Below are 21,214 nucleotides of genomic sequence, written 5' to 3'. Positions count from 1 at the left end.
GCCGCAAAAGCGCACGAGGAATTATGCGATGACTGAATATAACGATGAGTACTGGATGCGTCAGGCATTGCAGCTGGCCCTGCGCGCGCAGGAAGAGGGCGAGGTGCCGGTGGGTGCGCTGCTGGTGCTGGACAATCAGGTCATCGGCGAGGGTTGGAACCGCCCGATCGGCCGACACGATCCTACCGCACACGCCGAGATCATGGCGCTGCGCCAGGGCGGCGCGGTGCTGCAAAACTACCGTTTGCTGAACGCCACGCTTTACGTCACGCTGGAGCCCTGCGTGATGTGCGCCGGTGCGATGGTGCACAGCCGTATCCGCCGGCTGGTGTATGGCGCCGCCGACGAGAAAACCGGCGCGGCCGGTTCGCTGGTGGACATTCTGCGCCATCCGGGCATGAACCATCAGGTGGAGATCGTCTCGGGCGTGCTGGCGGACGAATGCGCCGCCACCCTGAGCAATTTCTTCCGCCTGCGCCGTGAACAGAAAAAAGCGCTCAGGCTGGCGCAGCGGGCGGCGGATAAGCCGGAATAATCAGTAGTTGAGCGCCAGTTCCGGCATCACCGTCGGGTAGCCTTTCCCCAACGCCTCTTGCTCGGCGGCCGCTTGCGCCGCCTTTCTCTCTTTTTCCTGCAGATAGCCCACCAGACTGACCTGGTAGCGGCGGATGTTTTCTACATAGTTGTAGGCTTCACGCCCGCGCGCATAGCCGTAGGTCAGCTGCGGATAGTAGCGCTTCTGGCTGAGCATCGGCAGGCGCTGCTTGACGTCGACCCAGCTGTCTGGGTTGCCCTTTTGCGTCTTGGTCAGCTTGCGCGCGTCCAGCATGTGGCCCCAGCCCATGTTGTAAGCCGCCAGCGAGAACCAGATGCGCTCGTCTTCCGGCACGCTGTCCGGCACCTTGGCCATCAGCCGTTGCAGGTAAAGGGCGCCGCCTTGAATGCTCTCTTCCGGATCGAGGCGATCGTTGACCCCCAGGCCGTCGGCGGTGGCGCGGGTCAGCATCATCAGGCCGCGCACGCCGGTGGGCGAGGTGGCCTGCGGATTCCAGTGCGATTCCTGATAGGCGATGGCCGCCAGCAGCTTCCAGTCGATCTCGTTGGCGTGCTTCTCGAACAGCGGGCGGAAGTTGGGCAGCACCGAGTCGATGGCCGACAGGAAGGTTTTGGTGTCCACATAGTCGAAGCTGCCGACGTGGCCGAGGTACTTCTCTTCCAGCCGCGCCAGGGTGCCGTCATCCACCATCTGGCTGTAGAAATCCAGCATCGCCGCGTACAGGCTGTCGTCGCCATCGCGTTTCAGATACCAGGTGACCGGCTCTTCGTCGGTGACGTCGAACGCCACCGCCAGCTGCGGATGAATGCGCTGCAGCAGCGCGATGGTTACCGAATCGCCGAGGGTGTAGTCCAGCTTGCCGTCGGCGACTCGCTCCAGCAGCTCTTTGGAGGTGAGATCGCTGGAGGACTCCCAGGCGAGATCCGGGTATTTATCCTGCTTGAGCTGCTTTAGCGTGCTGACGTGCGCGGAACCGGAGGCGACCGCCAGCTTGCCTTTAATGTCGGCGAAGCCTTTTGGCCGCGGGGTGCCCAGCCGGTACACCAGCTGTTGGGAAACGGAGTAGTAGGCCGGGCCGGTGCGCGCGCGGCTGAGGCGCTCCTGGTTGTAGATCAGGCCGGCCGCCAGCAGGTCAGCGTCGTCATCGTCCAGATCGTCGAACAGGTCATTGATGTTCTGATGGGGGATCACCACCAGCTTCACCCCGAGGTAGTTGGCGAAGCGCTTCGCCAGTTCGTAGTCGAGCCCACCCGGCCCTTGCTTGGTGTTGAAATAGGTCAGCGGTGAATTCAGCGTGCTGATACGCAACTCGCCGCGGGAAATGATCTCCTGGAGTTGCCCGCCCTGGCCGCTGCGCCAGGTGATATTGGGCCACAGCGCGAGAGCCAGAAGCAGGGTGACAACGCCGATGAGGATGTAGTTTATTTTAAGACGTTTCAAATAGTTATCCAGTGGTGGCACAGGTACACCGGCGACGACAACCGCGACTTTTCTCATGGTTAAATCACCAGTGCGGGGGGCATTTTGCGCAACAAAACGCCAGTGTGCAACTTTATTGACACGTTATGACAATTCGACGGTGCGGCACGCTTTTATCAATAATCCCTACGCAAACGGTTTCGTCTGCGGCGAGGATTCTCTATAATGGCGCGCGTTTTCCCCTGTTGCGCCCAATGAAGCGTCTTATCCGCCGCTTCGAAGACGAGAGAACTTTGATTATGGAAATTCTGCGTGGTTCGCCCGCTTTATCGGCTTTTCGCATTACCAAACTGCTGTCCCGCTGCCAGGACGCCCACCTGCCCGTCAGTGATATCTACGCCGAGTATGTCCACTTTGCCGATGTTAGCGCACCGCTCAGTGCCGAAGAACACGCCAAACTTCAGCGGCTGCTCAAGTACGGTCCTTCTCTCGCCGAACATGCCCCTGAAGGCCGGTTGCTGCTGGTCACGCCGCGTCCGGGCACCATTTCTCCCTGGTCTTCCAAAGCCACCGACATCGCCCACAACTGCGGTCTGCAGCAGGTGCTGCGGTTGGAGCGCGGCCTGGCGTTCTACGTCAAGGCGCCCGAGCTGACGGAAACCCAGTGGCGCCAGCTCGCCGCGCTGCTGCACGATCGCATGATGGAAACCGTCTTCAGCGAGCTGCAACAGGCCGAACAGCTGTTCGCGCACCATCAGCCAGCGCCGTATCAGTCTGTCGACGTGCTGGGCGCAGGGCGCACCGCGCTGGAGCAGGCCAACGTCCGGCTCGGCCTGGCGCTGGCGCAGGACGAGATCGACTACCTGCTGAATGCCTTTACCGGTTTGGGGCGCAACCCGACGGATATCGAACTTTATATGTTCGCGCAGGCCAACTCCGAGCACTGCCGCCACAAGATTTTCAACGCCGATTGGATCATCGACGGCGAACAGCAGCCTAAATCGCTGTTCAAGATGATCAAGAACACCTATGAGCAGACGCCGGACTATGTGCTGTCGGCGTATAAAGACAACGCCGCGGTGATGGAAGGCTCGCAGGTCGGCCGCTTCTTCGCCGCGCCGGACAACGGCAAGTACGATTACCATCAGGAAGAAGCGCACATCCTGATGAAGGTGGAAACCCACAACCACCCGACGGCGATCTCGCCGTGGCCGGGCGCCGCGACCGGCTCCGGCGGCGAGATCCGCGACGAGGGGGCTACCGGCCGCGGCGCCAAGCCGAAAGCCGGCCTGGTGGGCTTCTCGGTGTCCAACCTGCGTATTCCCGGCTTTGAACAGCCGTGGGAGCAGGATTTCGGCAAGCCGGAACGCATCGTCACCGCGCTGGATATCATGACCGAAGGCCCGCTGGGCGGCGCGGCGTTCAACAACGAATTCGGTCGTCCGGCGCTGCTGGGCTACTTCCGTACCTATGAAGAGCGCGTCAACAGCCACAACGGCGTTGAGCTGCGCGGCTACCACAAACCGATCATGCTGGCGGGCGGCATCGGCAACATCCGCGCCGATCACGTGCAGAAAGGGGAAATCACCGTCGGCGCCAAGCTGGTGGTGCTGGGCGGCCCGGCGATGAATATCGGCCTGGGCGGTGGCGCGGCCTCGTCGATGGCGTCCGGTCAGTCCGATGCCGATCTGGACTTCGCTTCGGTGCAGCGCGACAACCCGGAAATGGAGCGCCGCTGTCAGGAAGTGATCGACCGCTGCTGGCAGCTGGGCGACCAGAACCCGATTCTGTTTATCCATGACGTCGGTGCCGGCGGCCTGTCCAACGCCATGCCGGAGCTGGTGAGCGACGGCGGCCGCGGCGGCCGCTTCGAGCTGCGCGATATCCTCAACGACGAGCCGGGCATGAGCCCGCTGGAAGTGTGGTGCAACGAATCGCAGGAGCGTTACGTGATGGCGATTGCCCCGGCGCAGATGGCGCAGTTCGACGAGATCTGCCGCCGTGAGCGCGCACCTTATGCGGTGATCGGCGAAGCGACCGAAGAACAGCACCTGACCTTGAACGACCGTCACTTCGACAACCAGCCGATCGACATGCCGCTGGACGTGCTGCTCGGCAAGACGCCGAAAATGACCCGCGACGTTACCCGCCTGCAGGCGAATGGCCAGCCGGTGCAGCGTGAGAACATCACGCTGGCCGACGCGGTGAAACGCGTGCTGCATCTGCCGGCCGTTGCGGAGAAAACCTTCCTGATCACCATCGGCGATCGCACCGTTACCGGCATGGTGGCGCGTGACCAGATGGTCGGCCCGTGGCAGATACCGGTAGCCGACTGTGCGGTCACTACCGCCAGCCTGGACAGCTACTACGGCGAGGCGATGTCGCTCGGCGAACGTGCGCCGGTGGCGCTGCTGGACTTCGCCGCCTCCGGCCGCCTGGCGGTCGGGGAAGCGCTGACCAACCTGGCTGCCACCGAAATCGGCAGCCTGAAGCGCGTGAAGCTGTCCGCCAACTGGATGGCCGCCGCCGGCCACCCGGGCGAAGACGCCGGCCTGTACGAAGCGGTGAAAGCGGTGGGCGAAGAGCTGTGCCCGGCGCTGGGCATCACCATCCCGGTGGGCAAAGACTCCATGTCGATGAAAACCCGCTGGCAGGAAGGCAACGAACAGCGCGAAATGACCTCGCCGCTGTCGCTGGTCATCACCGCCTTCGCCCGCGTGGAGGACGTGCGCCACACCGTGACGCCGCAGCTGCGCACCGATAAGGGCGACAGCGCGCTGCTGTTGATCGACCTGGGCAACGGCCATAACGCGCTGGGTGCCACTGCGCTGGCGCAGGTTTACCGCCAACTGGGCGACAAACCGGCCGACGTGCGCAACGTTGCGCAGCTGGCGGGCTTCTTCAACGCCATGCAGCAGTTGGTGGCCGATCAAGCGCTGCTGGCTTACCACGACCGCGCCGACGGCGGCCTGCTGGTGACGCTGGCGGAGATGGCCTTCGCCGGTCACTGCGGTGTGGACGTCAATCTCGACGGCCTCGGCGACGATGCGCTGGCGGTGCTGTTCAACGAAGAGCTGGGCGCGGTGATCCAGGTGCGCGCCGAACGTCTCGACGACGTGAAGCAGGCGTTCGCTCAGCACGGACTGACCGACAACGTGCATCACATCGGCAGCGTGCAGGCCGGCGATCGTTTCGTCATCACCCAACACGGCAAGGCGCTGTACAGCGAAAGCCGCAATACGCTGCGCACCTGGTGGGCGGAAACCACCTGGCAGATGCAGCGCCTGCGCGACAACCCGGCGTGCGCCGATCAGGAACATCAGGCCAAGCAGGATGAACAAGATCCCGGCCTGAACGTGAAGCTGACCTTCGCACCGGAGGAAGACATCGCCGCGCCGTACATCGCCAAGGGCGCTCGCCCTAAAGTGGCGGTGCTGCGCGAGCAGGGGGTGAACTCCCACGTTGAAATGGCGGCGGCGTTCCACCGCGCCGGCTTTGACGCGGTGGACGTGCACATGAGCGATCTGCTGGCGGGGCGCCGCGATCTGCAGGACTTCCATACGCTGGTGGCCTGCGGCGGCTTCTCTTACGGCGACGTCCTGGGCGCCGGCGAAGGTTGGGCGAAATCTATCTTGTTCAACGAGCGGGTGCGCGACGAGTTCGAAGCGTTCTTCCACCGTCCGCAGACGCTGGCGCTGGGCGTGTGCAACGGCTGTCAGATGATGTCCAACCTGCGCGAGCTGATCCCGGGCGCAGAGCACTGGCCGCGCTTTGTGCGCAACCTGTCGGATCGTTTCGAGGCGCGCTTCAGCCTGGTGGAAGTGGCGGCCAGTCCGTCGCTGTTCCTGCAGGGCATGACCGGTTCACGTATGCCGATCGCCGTTTCCCACGGTGAAGGGCATGTCGAAGTGCGCGATGCGGCGCATCTGGCGGCGCTGGAAAGCCACGGTTTGGTGGCGCTGCGTTTCGTCAACAACGCCGGTCAGGTGACGGAAGCTTACCCGGCTAACCCGAACGGTTCGCCGAACGGCATTACCGCCGTAACCAGCGCCAGCGGGCGTGCCACGGTGATGATGCCGCACCCGGAACGCGTGTTCCGCACGGTCAGCAACTCCTGGCACCCGGAAGAGTGGGGCGAGGACAGCCCGTGGATGCGCATGTTCCGCAACGCCCGTAAGCAACTGGGCTAAAAACGGCCACCACCGTACAGAGGGCGCAAGCAATTGCGCCCTTTTTTATGGCCGAGGTTCGGCGATTGGCGATAGTGTCTGCATTTTGCGACAGGTGCTATTTTTCCTGTCGCTAAATGGAGACATTTAACTTTTTGATTTTATTGGCTGTAAGCGAGTTTGGCTTTAGTTGTCTGCATTTGGCGACAGCGCGCTGTTTTTTTCATCGCTCATCGGGGCGTGATGCGCAAAGAAATTTGCTGGTATAGTTTTATTTTTTAATAAAATCATATTGTTATTATTTTTATTGCAAAGTTGGCACGCAACGTGCATTATTATCGTCAGTTGCTCATTCAACTTTCTATGATGGCGCCGTATTTAGACGGCAAATCGCCTCATAAGCCTCCGAATGATGCCAAAGAAATGGTGCCTATCGTCCAACCAAACCGATAACAGACCGTGCAAACGGCTTTATCAAGCATCGGGCGACACGTGGAGTGAGGCACCGCCTGTATCCAACTGTGATGAAGGGTTCATCAATCCTGGATACTTACGGATGCTATTCGTCCTATTCGATGCCAGCCGCTGCGCTACATCACCCTGGGGACGAGACTTAAGGGCATCCACACTTTCCTTGCGTTGGGGCAAGTTTCTTGCCCCGATGTCATTTCTCAACGCTGCGCTTATCCCTGTTTCGTTGTCTATGCCCTCGAACGCAGACGCTATCCCCACACTCTTGCTTTCGCATCGGTTGATGTTACCGAGGCTGCATGCCGTCGGCAGGCCAGGCCTATGGGCGCGGTTCACCGAACCCGCAGCTTTTTCCTTGTGCGTTCAGGATTCTCCCTTGCCGGGCTTTTCTCTTTCCGGCGAGTCAGTTAGCATCGTGACAGAGCTGAGAGAATGAGATGATTTCGTTGAAAAAATGGCGTTTATTCCCCCGTTCGCTGCGGCAATTGGTGCTGCTGGCGTTCCTGTTGGTGCTGTTGCCGCTGCTGGTGCTGGCCTATCAGGCCTACCAGAGTCTGGATCACCTCAGCGCGCAGGCGGCGGACATCAACCGCACCACGCTGGTGGACGCGCGGCGCAGCGAGGCGATGACCAGCGTGGCGCTGGAGATGGAGCGCAGCTATCGTCAGTACTGCGTGCTGGTCGATCCTACGCTGCAGAAGCTGTACCAGAACCAGCGCAAGCAGTATTCGCAGATGCTGGATGCCCACGCGCCGATCCTGCCGGACGAGCGCTACTACCAAACGCTGCGCCAGTTGCTGACCCAGCTGGCGGCGATCAAATGCCATAACAGCGGGCCGGACCAAGAGGCTTCCGCCTTGCTCGAGTCGTTCTCCCGTTCCAACGCCGAAATGGTGCAGGCCACGCGCGCGGTGGTGTTCTCGCGTGGCCAGCAGCTGCAGCAGGCCATTGCCGAGCGCGGCCAGTTCTTCGGCTGGCAGGCGCTGCTGCTGTTCCTGGTCAGCGTGCTGCTGGTGGTGCTGTTCACCCGCATGATCATCGGGCCGGTCAAGGCCGTGGAGCGGATGATCAACCGCCTGGGGGAAGGGCGTGCGCTGGGCAGCACCGCGTCATTCAAAGGGCCGCGCGAGCTGCGTTCGCTGGCGCAGCGCATCATCTGGCTGAGCGAGCGGCTGGCGTGGCTGGAGTCGCAGCGCCACGAGTTCCTGCGCCATATTTCACACGAGCTGAAAACGCCGTTGGCCAGCATGCGTGAAGGCACCGAACTGCTGGCCGACGAGGTGGCGGGGCCGCTGACTTCCGATCAGAAAGAGGTGGTGGCGATCCTCGACAACAGCAGCCGCCATCTGCAGCAGCTGATCGAACAGCTGTTGGATTACAACCGCAAATTGGCCGATGGCCCGGCGGAACACGAGAACGTCGAGCTGCGCGAAATGGTCGATTTGGTGGTCGCCGCGCACAGTTTGCCGGCGCGGGCGAAGATGATTTCCACCGAAATTACGCTGGAGGCGGAAATCTGCTGGGCAGAGCCTACGCTATTAATGCGCGTGCTGGATAATCTCTACTCCAATGCGGTGCACTACGGCAAGGAATCCGGTAACATTTGGATCCGCAGCCGTCAGGTTGGACAACGGGTGCAAATCGACGTCGCCAATACCGGCACGCCGATCCCCGAGGCTGAAAGAGCCATGATTTTCGAGCCTTTTTTCCAGGGTAGTCACCAGCGAAAAGGGGCGGTAAAAGGAAGCGGACTGGGGTTGAGCATCGCTCAGGACTGTATCCGTCGCATGCGCGGTGAGCTGCAACTGGCGACGGTCGCCGGTGCAGACGTCTGCTTCCGCATTGAACTGCCGTTAACCGCCGAGAATGAATAAATAATGTACACATGGTCTAAACGCCTTCGTCTTGCACAGACCGAACGTTCACCGCGTGCCACGCACAGAGCGCCGCTCGGCAAACGCCCGATCAGCTGGTTGGGCGCCGTCTTCTTTATGCCGCTGTTGCTGGCGGGCTGCGTCGATCGCGCCGTCAGCGGTGGCCTGAACCCTCAGCAGCAAGAGGCGATCCCGGATACCAAGGTAATCGATTACCGCACCGCGGCTTGCGATACCCTGTGGCAGTTGGACGATAAGGACGCGCTGGCTAACTCGCTCTACTGGCTGCGCGCGATGGACTGCGCCGATCGCATCGGGTCGACCCAGGCGCGTGCGCTGGCGAAAACGGTGCCTGGCGACAGCTGGTCCGGCGTTTTCAAACAGAGCATCCTGCTGGGCAGCGCGCAGCCGACCTCCGGCGAACGCCGCCAAATCATCGACAGGATCAACAGCTACCGGATGGAATTCCCCGGTTCACTGCGTCCGCTGACGCAGCTGTGGCGCCAGCAGCAATTGCTGCAGATCACGCTGTTCGATGAGAAAGCTCGCTATCAGCATCTGCAGGAGAGCAGCGACAGTCAGATCGATTCGCTGCGCCAGAGCCAGGCGCGTCTGCAATCTCAGCTGCAGGACACCTCGCGCAAGCTGGAGAACCTGACCGACATCGAGCGCCAGCTCTCTTCGCGCAAGCAGCTGCAAGGGGAAATCCCGGACAACAGCGCAGGTTCGCAAAAGGGCGAAGCCGCCGGTAAAAAAGGCGCGGCCGCCAAAGGGGCTGAATCGCAGGACGAACCGGAAAAAGGCACCGCGCTGCCGGTTGAACCGGAAGACACCTATACGCCGCACCCTGCCAATAAGGAGTCCCACGCGCAATGACCGCACGCAAACCGGCCAATTTGCTCTTGGTTGACGACGATCCCAGCCTGCTGAAGCTGCTGGGCATGCGTCTGACCAGCGAAGGTTTTCACGTCACCACCGCCGAAAGCGGCCAGGAAGCGCTGCGCCTGCTGGCGCGCGAACAGATCGATCTGGTGATCAGCGATCTGCGTATGGACGAGATGGACGGCATGGCGCTGTTCGCCGAGATCCAAAAGCATCAGCCGGGCATGCCGGTGATCATCCTCACCGCGCACGGTTCGATTCCCGATGCGGTGGCCGCCACCCAGCAGGGGGTGTTCAGCTTCCTCACCAAACCGGTGGATCGCGATGCGCTGTATAAGGCCATCGACGAAGCGCTCGCGCTGTCGGCCACCCCGGCCGGCGACGAGGCCTGGCGCGAAGACATCGTCACCCGCAGCCCGCTGATGCTGCGCCTGCTGGAGCAGGTGAAAATGGTGGCGCAGTCCGACGTCAGCGTCTTGATCAACGGCCAGAGCGGCACCGGCAAAGAGGTGGTGGCGCAGGCGATCCACGCCGCCAGCCCGCGCGCCGGCAAGGCGTTTATCGCCATCAACTGCGGTGCGCTGCCGGAGCAGCTGCTGGAGTCCGAACTGTTCGGCCACGCCAAGGGCGCCTTTACCGGCGCGGTCAGCAGCCGCGAAGGGCTGTTCCAGGCGGCGGCGGGCGGCACGCTGTTCCTCGACGAGATCGGCGACATGCCGCTGTCGCTGCAGGTGAAGTTGCTGCGCGTGCTGCAAGAGCGCAAGGTGCGGCCGCTGGGCAGCAACCGCGATCTGGACATTGACGTGCGCATCATCTCCGCCACCCACCGCGATCTGCAAAAGGCGATGGCGAAGAACGAGTTCCGCGAGGATCTCTACTACCGCCTCAACGTGGTGAACCTGAAGATCCCGGCGCTCAACGAACGCGCCGAAGATATCCCGCTGCTGGCCAACCACCTGTTGCGCGAGGCGGCTCAGCGGCACAAGCCGTTCGTGCGCAGCTTCTCGACCGACGCCATGAAGCGGCTGATGACCGCCAGCTGGCCGGGCAACGTGCGTCAGCTAGTCAACGTCATCGAGCAGTGCGTGGCGCTGACCTCGGCGCCGGTGATCAGCGAAGCGCTGGTGGAGCAGGCGCTGGAAGGGGAAAACACCGCGCTGCCGACCTTCGCCGAAGCGCGCAACCAGTTCGAGTTGCACTACCTGCGCAAGCTGCTGCAGATCACCAAGGGCAACGTGACCCAGGCCGCGCGCATGGCGGGCCGCAACCGCACCGAGTTTTACAAATTGCTGTCGCGCCACGAGCTGGACGCCAACGATTTTAAAGAATGACAGTTTGCCGCCGGCGCCTGCCACGCAGGTTCTCAACAAATCCGGCGGAATGATTTACACTCCGTTCTCTTTGCCGCGGCGCGCCCCGGCGTAGAGCACCATGGAACGTATTAAGCGGGATCGTACACAAATGAGCAGATCACTTTCCATCGCCCTGGCCCAGCTGAACCTGCTGGTCGGCGACATTGAAGGCAACACCGAACGCATGTTGCAAATCGTGCAGGAGCAGCAGAAGGCGGGAGCCGATCTGGTCATGTTCAGCGAACTGGCGCTGTCCGGCTACCCGCCGGAAGATCTGCTGTATCGCAATGACTTCTATCAGCGCTGCGACGCGCAGCTGCTGCGCCTGCAGCAAGCCTCCGCCGAGACGGCGATCCTGGTCGGCCACCCGTGGCGCGAAGGTGACAAGTTGTATAACGCGCTGTCGCTGTTTGCCGAAGGCCGCCTGCTGACCCGCTACTTCAAGCAGCAGCTGCCGAACTACGGCGTGTTCGATGAGAAGCGCTATTTCCACGCCGGCAACGACACCTGCGTGGTGGAGCTGAAAGGCTACCGTCTGGGTCTGCTGATTTGCGAAGATCTGTGGTTCCCTGAGCCGATCGACGCCGCCAAGGCGGCCGGCGCGGAAATTATCCTGTCGATCAACGCCTCGCCGTATAACCGCGAAAAGCCGTATATCCGCAAAACGCTGATGGCCGGCCACTGCCAGCGCACCCAGCTGCCGCTGGTGTACCTCAATCAGGTCGGCGGCCAGGATGAGCTGATCTTCGACGGCTGCTCCAAGGTATTTGACGCCGCCGGCACCATGACTCACCGTCTGGCGGCCTTCGACGAGCAGGTGACTCGTCTGGAATTCAACGAGCTGGCCGTGGTGCCGATGGCCGATCCGGCCGCTGAGCTGCCGCAGCTGGCGCAGGTATACCAGGCGCTGGTGTTGGCGGTGCGCGACTACGTGACCAAAAACGGCTTTAAAGGCGCGGTGCTGGGCCTGTCCGGCGGCATCGACTCGGCGCTGACGCTGGCGATCGCCGTGGATGCGCTGGGCAAAGACAAGGTGCAGGCGCTGATGATGCCGTTCCGCTATACCGCGGATATCAGCATCGCCGACGCCAAGGAAGAGGCGGAAATCCTCGGCGTGGAGTTCGATATCGTCTCCATCGAACCGATGTTCGACGCCTTTATGGGCCAGCTGTCGCCGATGTTCGCCGGCACCGAGCGCGACACCACCGAAGAAAACCTGCAGGCGCGTTGCCGCGGGGTGGTGCTGATGGCGCTGTCCAACAAACGCCGCAGCATCGTGCTGACCACCGGCAACAAGAGCGAAATGGCGGTGGGTTACGCCACGCTGTACGGCGATATGGCCGGCGGTTTCGACGTGCTGAAGGACGTGCCGAAAACGCTGGTGTTCAAGCTGTCCGAATACCGTAACACCGTCTCCTACGTGATCCCGCAGCGGGTGATCGATCGTCCGCCGTCCGCCGAGCTGGCGCCGGATCAGGTCGATCAGGACAGCCTGCCGCCGTACGATATCCTGGACGCGATCCTGGAAGGCTACGTTGAGCGCGACAAGTCGGTTGCCGATCTGGTGGCCGAAGGGTTCGACGAAGCGATCGTGCGCAAGGTGATCCGCCTGGTGGATATCAACGAATACAAGCGGCGTCAGGCCGCCGTCGGGCCGCGTATCACCGCCCGTAACTTCGGCAAAGACCGCCGCTACCCCATCACATCCGGTTTTGGCCGCAAAAATTGGTAAAAGGAAAGAAGATGAAAAAGATCGACGCGATTATCAAGCCGTTCAAACTGGATGACGTCCGCGAAGCGCTGGCCGAAGTGGGCATCACCGGTATGACGGTCACCGAAGTGAAAGGCTTCGGCCGCCAGAAGGGCCACACCGAGCTGTACCGCGGTGCCGAGTACATGGTCGACTTTCTGCCTAAGGTGAAGATCGAGATCGTGGTTGCCGACGACATCGTCGACACCTGCGTGGAAACCATCATGCAGACCGCGCAGACCGGCAAGATCGGCGACGGCAAAATCTTCGTCTTCGACGTGGCGCGCGTGGTGCGTATCCGTACCGGCGAGCAGGACGAAGAAGCGATCTGATCCTCCGCAGGGTCATCGGCCATCCAGGGCGCAGCGTGCTGCGCCCTTGTCATTTCTGCTCCCCGCGCATCATGCTTCTTCGCCTCGCCGTTTCCCCCCTTTTTGCCCGTCGGCATTCTAAAAAAGCGAACGCTATCGCGTTTTTGATACTTTTCCCGATCGCTTTTCTCGCGGGATCTACAATCAATCTAACTATCTTGATTGAGGTGATCCCCAATGAATTTCAAGTTGCGGCTAGGCGGCAAGGGCGTGCATCCCCAGGAGCTTACTCAAGTAAGTGACTGGGGTAAGCGCACGCAGACAACAACGCAGCGGCTTGAAAGGCGATAGGGATGATGACGTTACGCCAAATCCGCCACTTCATCGCGGTGGCGGAAACCGGGTCGATCTCCGCCGGCGCCCAGGCGGTGTTTGTCTCCCAGTCTTCGCTGACGCTGGCGATCCAGCAGTTGGAAACCGAGATTGGCGTGCGGCTGTTCGATCGCCACGCCAAGGGCATGACGCTGACCCATCAGGGGCATCAGTTCCTGCGCCAGTCGTATCTGATCCTGGCGACGGTGGACAACGCCAAGCGCAGCCTGCAGATCGGCACCGAAAGCCTGACCGGCAAGCTGACCGTCGGCGTCACCAGCCTGGTGGCCGGCTACTTCCTGGTGGAGCTGCTCACGCGCTTCAAATCGGCCTATCCCAACGTCACCGTGCAGGTGGTTGAAGACGAGCGCCCGTATATCGAGCATCTGCTGGTCAGCGGCGAGATCGACATCGGCGTGCTGATCCTGTCGAACATCGAAGACCGCGACGCGCTGCAGACCGAGGTGCTGATGCACTCGCCGTATCGCCTGTGGCTGCCGCCGTTGCACCCGCTGCTGGAGCACGAGAGCATCAGCCTGGCGGACGTGGCCAAACAGCCGCTGATCCAGCTCAACGCCGATGAAATGGACGTGCACGCGCGGCGCATCTGGTCGCGCGCCGGGCTGAAGCCGGAGATCGCCATGAAGACCGCTTCGACCGAGGCGGTGCGCAGCCTGGTGGCGGCGGGGATGGGGGTCTCCATCCAGCCGGACATGGCGTACCGCGCCTGGTCGCTCGAGGGCAACATGATCGAAGCGCGCAAGCTGGACGATCTGCTGGAGCCGCTGGATATTGGGCTGGCGTGGCGGCGCGGCAGCGCGCGGCCGGAGCTGGTGACGCCGTTCCTTACCATCGCGCGCGAGAACGGCAGCAAACACGCCGCCGGGCTTAAGCATTCGATTTAATCGAACGCGGCGTTCAGTATTTAGAATTTGTTGCCCGCCAGAGGCTCGCTTAGGCTGATTAAAACTAAATTATTCACATTTGGTTAACGTTTTTGTCACTTAGGGGCGTCAGGCGATGGCAGATGTGCAGGTTCTCTCAGGTTTGTCCTGTCAGCAGTTCATTAACGGTCAGTTGGTCGACGGCGAAGGCCAGCAGGAATGCATCGTCAATCCGGCCAACGGCGAGACGCTGATCGCCCTGACCGAAGCCTCTTCGGCGCAGGTCGGCGGCGCGGTGAAAGCCGCGCAGCAGGCGTTCGGCCACTGGTCGCGCACCACGCCGGCCCAGCGCGCCGCTCTGTTGCTGCGCATCGCCGACGCCATCGAGCGGCAGGCGCCGCAGCTGGCGCAGCTGGAAGCCCTCAACTGCGGTAAACCGCTGCATCAGGCGCTCAATGACGATCTGCCGGCGGCGGTCGACGTGTTCCGCTTCTTCGCCGGCGCGGTGCGCACGCAGCAAGGGCAGCTGGCCGGCGAGTATGTGCCGGGCCACACCTCGATGATCCGCCGCGATCCGATCGGCGTGGTGGCCTCGATCGCCCCCTGGAACTATCCGCTGATGATGGCGGCGTGGAAGATTGCGCCAGCGTTGGCGGCGGGCAATACCGTGGTGTTTAAACCCTCCGAACATACGCCGCTGACCATTCTGGCGCTGGTGCCGGCGCTGCAGGAGATCCTGCCGCCGGGCGTGCTGAATATCGTCTACGGCGGCGGGGAAGGGGTCGGCAGCCAGCTGGTGGGGCACCCGCAGGTGCGGCTGGTGTCGGTCACCGGCGATATCGTCACCGGGCAAAAAATTCTTCAGGCGGCGGCCAAAAGCGTCAAGCGCACCCACCTGGAACTGGGGGGCAAGGCGCCGGTGATCGTCTGCGACGACGCCGATCTCGACGAGGTGGTCAACGGCATCCGCACCTACGGCTATTACAACGCCGGCCAGGACTGCACCGCCGCCTGCCGCATCTATGCACAGGCGGGCATCTATCCCAAGCTGGTGGACGCGCTGGGCGAGGCGGTTGCCAGCCTGCGCTTTGCCCGCAAGCGCGATCAGGACAACGAGATCGGCCCGTTGATAAGTAGCCGCCAACGCGATCGCGTCGCCAGCTTCGTCGAGCGAGCGCTCAGCCAACCGCATATCGAATTGATCACCGGCGCCGCGGCCCACTCCGGGCCGGGGTTCTACTACCAGCCGACCCTGCTGGCGGGCTGCCTGCAAAGCGACGAAATCGTGCAGCGCGAGGTGTTTGGCCCGGTGGTCAGCATCACGCGCTTCGAACACCTGGAGCAGGCGGTCGAGTGGGCCAACGACTCGGAATACGGGCTGGCTTCGTCGGTGTGGACGCAAAATATCGATCGGGCGCTGCACATCGCCGCCCATCTGCAGTACGGCAGCACCTGGATCAACACCCATTTCACCTTGGCGAGCGAGATGCCGCACGGCGGCCTGAAACGCTCCGGCTACGGCAAGGATCTGTCCAGCGATTCACTACAGGATTACAGCGTTGTCAGGCACGTAATGGCGAAGTTCAAAGCCAGCTTCTAGCGGTTCTATAAAGCAAAATCAGGCGGCAGCCGTTCCCTGCCGCACACAGATACGCAACACAGGGGTAATTACGATGAGAAAAACTACCGCAGTCACCACCACCGTCTCCGCGCTCTGTCTCACCGTGCTGTGCGGCCTGGCTCAGGCGGCCGATCTGCCGCAGTCGCTGGGCAAAGGCGAAGGCCGGCTGGATATCATCGCCTGGCCCGGCTACATCGAACGCGGCCAGTCCGACAAAAACTACGACTGGGTCACCCAGTTTGAAAAGCAAACCGGCTGCGCGGTGAACGTGAAGACCGCCGCCACCTCCGATGAAATGGTCAGCCTGATGGCCAAGGGCGGCTACGATCTGGTGACCGCCTCCGGCGACGCCTCGCTGCGCCTGATCTTCGGCAAGCGGGTGCAGCCGATCAACACCGCGCTGATCCCGAACTGGAAGAACATCGATCCGCGCCTGCTGAACGGCGCCTGGTACACCGTGGACGGCAAAACCTACGGCACGCCGTACCAGTGGGGGCCGAACCTGCTGATGTACAACACCAAAACCTTCCCGACGCCGCCGGACAGCTGGGCGGTGATCTTCCAGCAGCAGAACCTGCCGGACGGCAAGAGCAACCAGGGCCGGGTGCAGGCTTACGACGGCCCGATCTACATCGCCGACGCGGCGCTGTTCCTGAAGGCCACCCAGCCACAGCTCGGCATCAGCGATCCTTATCAGCTCAACGAAGAGCAGTATCAGGCGGCGCTGAAGCTGCTGCGCAGCCAGCACGCGCTGATCCACCGCTACTGGCACGACACCTCGGTGCAGATGAGCGACTTTAAAAACGAAGGCGTGGTGGCCTCCAGCGCCTGGCCGTATCAGGCCAACGCCCTGAAGGGCGAGGGGCAGCCGATCGCCACCGTGTTCCCGAAAGAGGGCGTGACCGGCTGGGCGGACACCACCATGCTGCATGCCGACGCCAAGCACCCGAGCTGCGCCTACCAGTGGATGAACTGGTCGCTGGAGCCGAAGGTGCAGGGCGACGTGGCGGCCTGGTTCGGATCGGTGCCGGCTTCACCGGCGGGCTGCAAGGCCAGCGCGCTGTTGGGTGAGAAGGGCTGCGAAACCAACGGCTTCAACCAGTTCGACAAAATCGCCTTCTGGAAAACGCCGCAGGCGCAGGGCGGCAAGTTCGTGCCGTACAGCCGCTGGACCCAGGATTACATCGCCATCATGGGCGGCCGCTAAGCCGCGGGGCGCAGCCCGCTGCGCCCGAATTACATCAGTATGGAGCACAGAAAATGACCATTGCCGTGCAATTCATCGATGTTTCGCGGACTTTCGGCGATGTTCGCGCCGTGGATCGGGTATCCATCGACATTCAGGACGGGGAATTCTTCTCCATGCTCGGGCCGTCCGGCTCGGGCAAAACCACCTGCCTGCGCCTGATCGCCGGCTTTGAACAGCTCACTTCCGGCTCGATTCGCATTCACGGCCAGGAAGCCGCCAACCTGCCGCCGTATCAGCGCGACGTGAACACCGTGTTTCAGGATTACGCACTGTTCCCGCACATGTCGGTGCTGGAAAACGTCGCCTACGGCCTGATGGTGAAGGGCGTCGCCAAACGCGAGCGGCTGGCGCGGGCGCAAGAGGCGCTGGAGAGCGTGGCGCTCGGTTTCGTTGCCGAACGCAAGCCGGCGCACCTGTCGGGCGGCCAGCGGCAGCGCGTGGCGTTGGCGCGCGCGCTGGTCAATCGGCCGCGGGTGCTGCTGCTGGACGAACCGCTCGGCGCGCTGGATCTCAAGCTGCGCGAGCAGATGCAGGGCGAGCTGAAGAAGCTGCAGCGCCAGCTGGGCATCACCTTTATCTTCGTCACCCACGATCAAAGCGAAGCGCTGTCGATGTCCGATCGGGTGGCGGTGTTCAATAACGGCCGCATCGAACAGGTGGATACGCCGCGCGAGCTTTACATGCGGCCGAAGACACCGTTCGTCGCCGAGTTCGTCGGCACCTCCAACGTGGTGCGCAGCGAACTGGCGCAGCGCCTGCTCGGCGAAAACCGAACCTTCTCGATCCGGCCGGAACATATCCGCCTGCTGGAGCACGGCGGCGCGGCGCAGGACGAGATCCAGGTGCAGGGCACGCTGCAGGAAATCCATTACCAGGGTGCGGCCACGCGGTATGAAATCACGCTGAACGGCGGCGAAAAGCTGCTGGTCAGCCAGGCCAATCCGCAGTGGATCGCCGAAGGGCAACAGCGGCAGATCGGCCAGCCGATCGTCGCCTGCTGGCCGCGCGCGGCGATGGTACCGCTGCTGGAGGAGAGGTGAGATGGACATGAGCATCGATTCCCCCTCGGCGCGCGGCGGTACCGTGCGCGCGCTGTCGACCTGGCTTTATCGCCGGCCGACGCTGTATCTGCTTTTGCTGCTGGTGCCGCCGCTGCTGTGGTTCGGCGCGGTGTACCTCGGTTCGCTGCTGACGCTGCTGTGGCAAGGGTTTTACACCTTCGACGATTTCACCATGGCGGTGACGCCGGATCTGACCTTCGCCAACCTGGCGGCGCTGTTCAACCCGGCCAACTACGACATCATCCTGCGCACGCTGACCATGGCGGTGCTGGTGTCGCTGGCCAGCGCGGCGCTGGCGTTCCCAATCGCCTATTACATGGCGCGTTACACCAGCGGCCGCGTCAAGGCGTTCTTTTACATCGCGGTGATGATGCCGATGTGGGCCAGCTATATCGTTAAAGCCTATGCCTGGACCCTGCTGCTGGCGAAAGACGGCGTGGCGCAGTGGTTCCTGCAGCACCTGGGGCTGGAGCCGCTGTTGGCTTCGCTGCTGACGGTGCCCGGCGTCGGCGGCAACACGCTGTCGACCTCGGGGCTGGGGCGTTTTCTGGTGTTCGTCTATATCTGGCTGCCGTTCATGATCCTGCCGATCCAGGCAGCGCTGGAGCGCCTGCCGCCCTCGCTGCTGCACGCCTCGGCGGATCTGGGCGCGCGGCCGGCGCAGACCTTCCGCCACGTCATTTTGCCGCTGGCGGTACCGGGCATCGCCGCCGGATCGATCTTCACCTTCTCGCTGACGCTGGGCGACTTTATTGTGCCGCAGCTGGTGGGGCCGCCGGGCTATTTCATCGGCAGCATGGTGTACGCCCAGCAGGGTGCGATCGGCAATATGCCGATGGCCGCGGCCTTTACGCTGGTGCCGATCGTCCTGATCGCCATTTACCTTTCCATCGTCAAACGTCTGGGGGCTTTCGATGCACTCTGAACGCGCGCCCTTAGGGCTGAAGCTGGCCGCCTGGGGCGGACTGATCTTCCTGCATTTCCCGTTGGCGATCATCGCCATCTACGCCTTCAACACCGAGGATGCCGCCTTCAGCTTCCCGCCGAAGGGCTTCACGCTGCACTGGTTCAACGTGGCCGCCGGGCGGCAGGACATCATCGATGCGGTGCTGCTGTCGGCGCAGATCGCCTGCCTGGCGACCGCCATCGCGCTGGTGCTCGGTACGCTGGCGGCGGCGGCGCTGTATCGGCGCGATTTCTTCGGCAAGGACAGTATTTCGCTGCTGTTGCTGCTGCCGATCGCGCTGCCGGGGATCGTCACCGGTCTGGCGCTGCTGGCGGCGTTCAAGGCGCTGAACATCGAGCCGGGTATCCTGACTATCGTCGTCGGCCATGCGACGTTTTGCGTGGTGATCGTGTTCAACAACGTCATCGCCCGGTTCCGCCGCACCTCGTACAGCCTGATCGAAGCGTCGATGGATCTCGGCGCCGACGGCTGGCAAACCTTCCGTTACGTGATCTTGCCGAACCTCGGCTCGGCGCTGCTGGCCGGGGGCATGCTGGCGTTCGCGCTGTCGTTCGATGAAATCATCGTGACCACCTTTACCGCCGGCCACGAGCGCACGCTGCCGCTGTGGCTGCTGAACCAGCTCGGTCGCCCGCGCGACGTGCCGATCACCAACGTGGTGGCGCTGTCGGTAATGCTGTTGACCATGCTGCCGATCCTCGGCGCTTACTACCTGACCAAAGGTGGGGAAAGCGTCGCCGGCAGCGGCAAATAATTTCCTTACCCGACCTCTGATAAAAGGATAACCCTATGCAAAGCCAACTGTTGATTGACGGCCAACTGGTGAATGGCCAGGGCGCGACCCAGCCGGTGTATAACCCGGCGACCGGCGAAGTGATTGCGCAGGTGGCGGAGGCCAGCCCGGAGCAGGTCGATCGCGCGGTGCTGGCGGCGGACGCCGCGTTCGCCGCCTGGGGGCAAACCACGCCGAAGGAGCGCGCCGAGCATCTGCTCAAGCTGGCGGATCTGATCGACGAGCATGCCGAGACTTTCGCCAGGCTGGAGTCGCTCAACTGCGGCAAACCTTATCACTGCGTGTTGAACGACGAACTGCCGGCGGTGGCCGACGTGTTTCGCTTCTTCGCCGGGGCCAGCCGCTGCCTGACCGGCATGGCGGCCGGCGAGTATCTGGCCGGGCATACCTCGATGATCCGCCGCGATCCGCTCGGCGTGGTGGCCTCGATCGCGCCGTGGAACTACCCGCTGATGATGGCGGCCTGGAAACTGGCGCCGGCGTTGGCGGCGGGCAACTGCGTGGTGATCAAGCCGTCGGAGCAGACGCCGCTGACCACTTTCAAACTGGCCGAACTGGCCGCCGGGCTGTTCCCGCCGGGCGTGCTCAACGTGCTGTTCGGCCGCGGCGCAAGCGTCGGCGATCGGCTGACCGGGCATGACAAGGTGCGCATGGTGTCGCTGACCGGCTCGATCGCCACCGGCGAGCACATCATCGCCCACACCGCCGCCGGCATTAAGCGCACCCATATGGAGCTGGGCGGTAAGGCGCCGGTGCTGGTGTTTGACGACGCCGATCTGCAGCAGGTGGTGGACGGCATTCGCGGCTTCGGTTTCTACAACGCCGGGCAGGATTGCACCGCCGCCTGCCGCATCTACGCGCAGAAAAGCATTTATCCCGAGCTGGTGAAGCGGCTGGGAGAGGCGGTGGCCAGCCTGAAGATCGGTGCGCCGGACGACGAGAGCACCGAGCTGGGGCCATTGATTACCGCCCAGCATCTGGAGCGGGTCGCCGGTTTTGTCGAGCGCGCCAAAGCGTTGCCGCACGTGCAGGTGGTGACCGGCGGCGAGAAGGTGAAAGGGCCGGGTTACTACTTCCAGCCGACGCTGCTGGCCGGCGCGCGCCAGGAGGATGAGATCGTGCAGCGCGAGGTGTTCGGCCCGGTGGTGACGGTGACGCCGTTCGACGACGAAGAGCAGGTGCTGGCCTGGGCGAACGAATCCAACTACGGGCTGGCGTCTTCCGTGTGGACCCGCGACGTGGGCCGCGCGCATCGCTTAAGCGCCCGCCTGCAATACGGCTGCACCTGGGTGAACACCCACTTCATGTTGGTGAGCGAAATGCCGCACGGTGGCCAGAAACTGTCCGGCTACGGCAAGGACATGTCGATGTACGGGTTGGAGGATTACACCGCCATTCGTCATGTGATGTTCAAACATTGATTTTACAATAATTATCCGCACAATAGCGCGGCCTTCGGGCCGGCCCCGGCCGGCCGATGATA

15 protein-coding genes are annotated in these 21,214 nt (G+C 62.7%); 14 read left to right on the top strand and 1 reads right to left on the bottom strand.

Annotated features, from left to right (window positions below):
• Positions 1-28 precede the first annotated feature (28 nt).
• Positions 29-535 (top strand): tRNA adenosine(34) deaminase TadA, encoded by a 507-nt coding sequence (gene tadA / locus V8N38_RS19320; RefSeq protein ID WP_015378796.1) that lies wholly within the window; start codon positions 29-31, stop codon positions 533-535.
• Here the strand turns inward: tadA and mltF are convergent, their stop codons facing one another.
• Complete coding sequence (gene mltF, locus V8N38_RS19315) at positions 536-1,996, bottom strand: membrane-bound lytic murein transglycosylase MltF (protein ID WP_033644113.1); 1,461 nt, start codon at positions 1,994-1,996, stop codon at positions 536-538.
• A gap of 275 nt (positions 1,997-2,271) precedes the next feature.
• Between mltF and purL the strand changes: the two genes are divergently transcribed.
• The 13 genes from purL to patD all read left to right on the top strand — a co-directional run bounded on the left by purL (position 2,272) and on the right by patD (position 21,152).
• Positions 2,272-6,165, top strand: a complete 3,894-nt coding sequence (gene purL / locus V8N38_RS19310) for a phosphoribosylformylglycinamidine synthase (RefSeq protein WP_187181567.1) — start codon at positions 2,272-2,274, stop codon at positions 6,163-6,165.
• Positions 6,166-7,052: 887 nt separating this feature from the next.
• Positions 7,053-8,489 (top strand): sensor histidine kinase, encoded by a 1,437-nt coding sequence (locus V8N38_RS19305; protein ID WP_049200747.1) that lies wholly within the window; start codon positions 7,053-7,055, stop codon positions 8,487-8,489.
• A 3-nt stretch (positions 8,490-8,492) separates the two neighbouring features.
• The gene (gene qseG / locus V8N38_RS19300; RefSeq protein ID WP_147840201.1) at positions 8,493-9,365 is read left to right on the top strand and encodes a two-component system QseEF-associated lipoprotein QseG; all 873 of its coding nucleotides are present in this window, start codon (positions 8,493-8,495) and stop codon (positions 9,363-9,365) included.
• On the top strand, positions 9,362-10,702 hold the full coding sequence (gene glrR, locus V8N38_RS19295) for a two-component system response regulator GlrR (protein ID WP_025303931.1): 1,341 nt from the start codon (positions 9,362-9,364) through the stop codon (positions 10,700-10,702). Before qseG ends, glrR begins: the two co-directional genes overlap by 4 nt.
• Before the next feature lie 130 nt (positions 10,703-10,832).
• On the top strand, positions 10,833-12,455 hold the full coding sequence (locus tag V8N38_RS19290; RefSeq protein ID WP_025303930.1) for an NAD+ synthase: 1,623 nt from the start codon (positions 10,833-10,835) through the stop codon (positions 12,453-12,455).
• Between the two features lie 11 nt (positions 12,456-12,466).
• A complete protein-coding gene (gene glnB, locus V8N38_RS19285; RefSeq protein WP_004847623.1) occupies positions 12,467-12,805 on the top strand; it encodes a nitrogen regulatory protein P-II in 339 nt (112 codons plus the stop codon).
• Positions 12,806-13,137: 332 nt separating this feature from the next.
• The gene (locus V8N38_RS19280; protein WP_038874511.1) at positions 13,138-14,061 is read left to right on the top strand and encodes a LysR substrate-binding domain-containing protein; all 924 of its coding nucleotides are present in this window, start codon (positions 13,138-13,140) and stop codon (positions 14,059-14,061) included.
• A 115-nt stretch (positions 14,062-14,176) separates the two neighbouring features.
• Positions 14,177-15,640 carry a gamma-aminobutyraldehyde dehydrogenase gene (locus tag V8N38_RS19275; protein WP_047730064.1) on the top strand — a complete coding sequence of 488 codons (1,464 nt, stop codon included), beginning with the start codon at positions 14,177-14,179 and terminating at the stop codon, positions 15,638-15,640.
• A 73-nt stretch (positions 15,641-15,713) separates the two neighbouring features.
• A complete protein-coding gene (gene ydcS / locus V8N38_RS19270) occupies positions 15,714-16,868 on the top strand; it encodes a putative ABC transporter substrate-binding protein YdcS (protein ID WP_033635611.1) in 1,155 nt (384 codons plus the stop codon).
• A 53-nt stretch (positions 16,869-16,921) separates the two neighbouring features.
• Entirely contained in the window at positions 16,922-17,950 is a 1,029-nt protein-coding gene (locus V8N38_RS19265) for an ABC transporter ATP-binding protein (RefSeq protein WP_147840200.1), read from the top strand.
• Position 17,951: 1 nt separating this feature from the next.
• A complete protein-coding gene (locus V8N38_RS19260; RefSeq protein ID WP_033644105.1) occupies positions 17,952-18,896 on the top strand; it encodes an ABC transporter permease in 945 nt (314 codons plus the stop codon).
• Positions 18,886-19,692: an ABC transporter permease gene (locus V8N38_RS19255; RefSeq protein ID WP_038874514.1), complete on the top strand. Its 807-nt coding sequence runs from the start codon at positions 18,886-18,888 to the stop codon at positions 19,690-19,692. Before V8N38_RS19260 ends, V8N38_RS19255 begins: the two co-directional genes overlap by 11 nt.
• 35 nt (positions 19,693-19,727) lie before the next feature.
• The gene (gene patD / locus V8N38_RS19250; RefSeq protein WP_015378788.1) at positions 19,728-21,152 is read left to right on the top strand and encodes an aminobutyraldehyde dehydrogenase; all 1,425 of its coding nucleotides are present in this window, start codon (positions 19,728-19,730) and stop codon (positions 21,150-21,152) included.
• The last annotated feature ends 62 nt before the right edge of the window (positions 21,153-21,214 follow it).

This window comes from Serratia nevei (assembly GCF_037948395.1).
Taxonomy (GTDB): Bacteria; Pseudomonadota; Gammaproteobacteria; order Enterobacterales; family Enterobacteriaceae; genus Serratia; species Serratia nevei.
The sequence above is the reverse complement of the archived record's forward strand: the minus strand, read 5'-3'. Positions and strand labels throughout refer to the sequence as shown.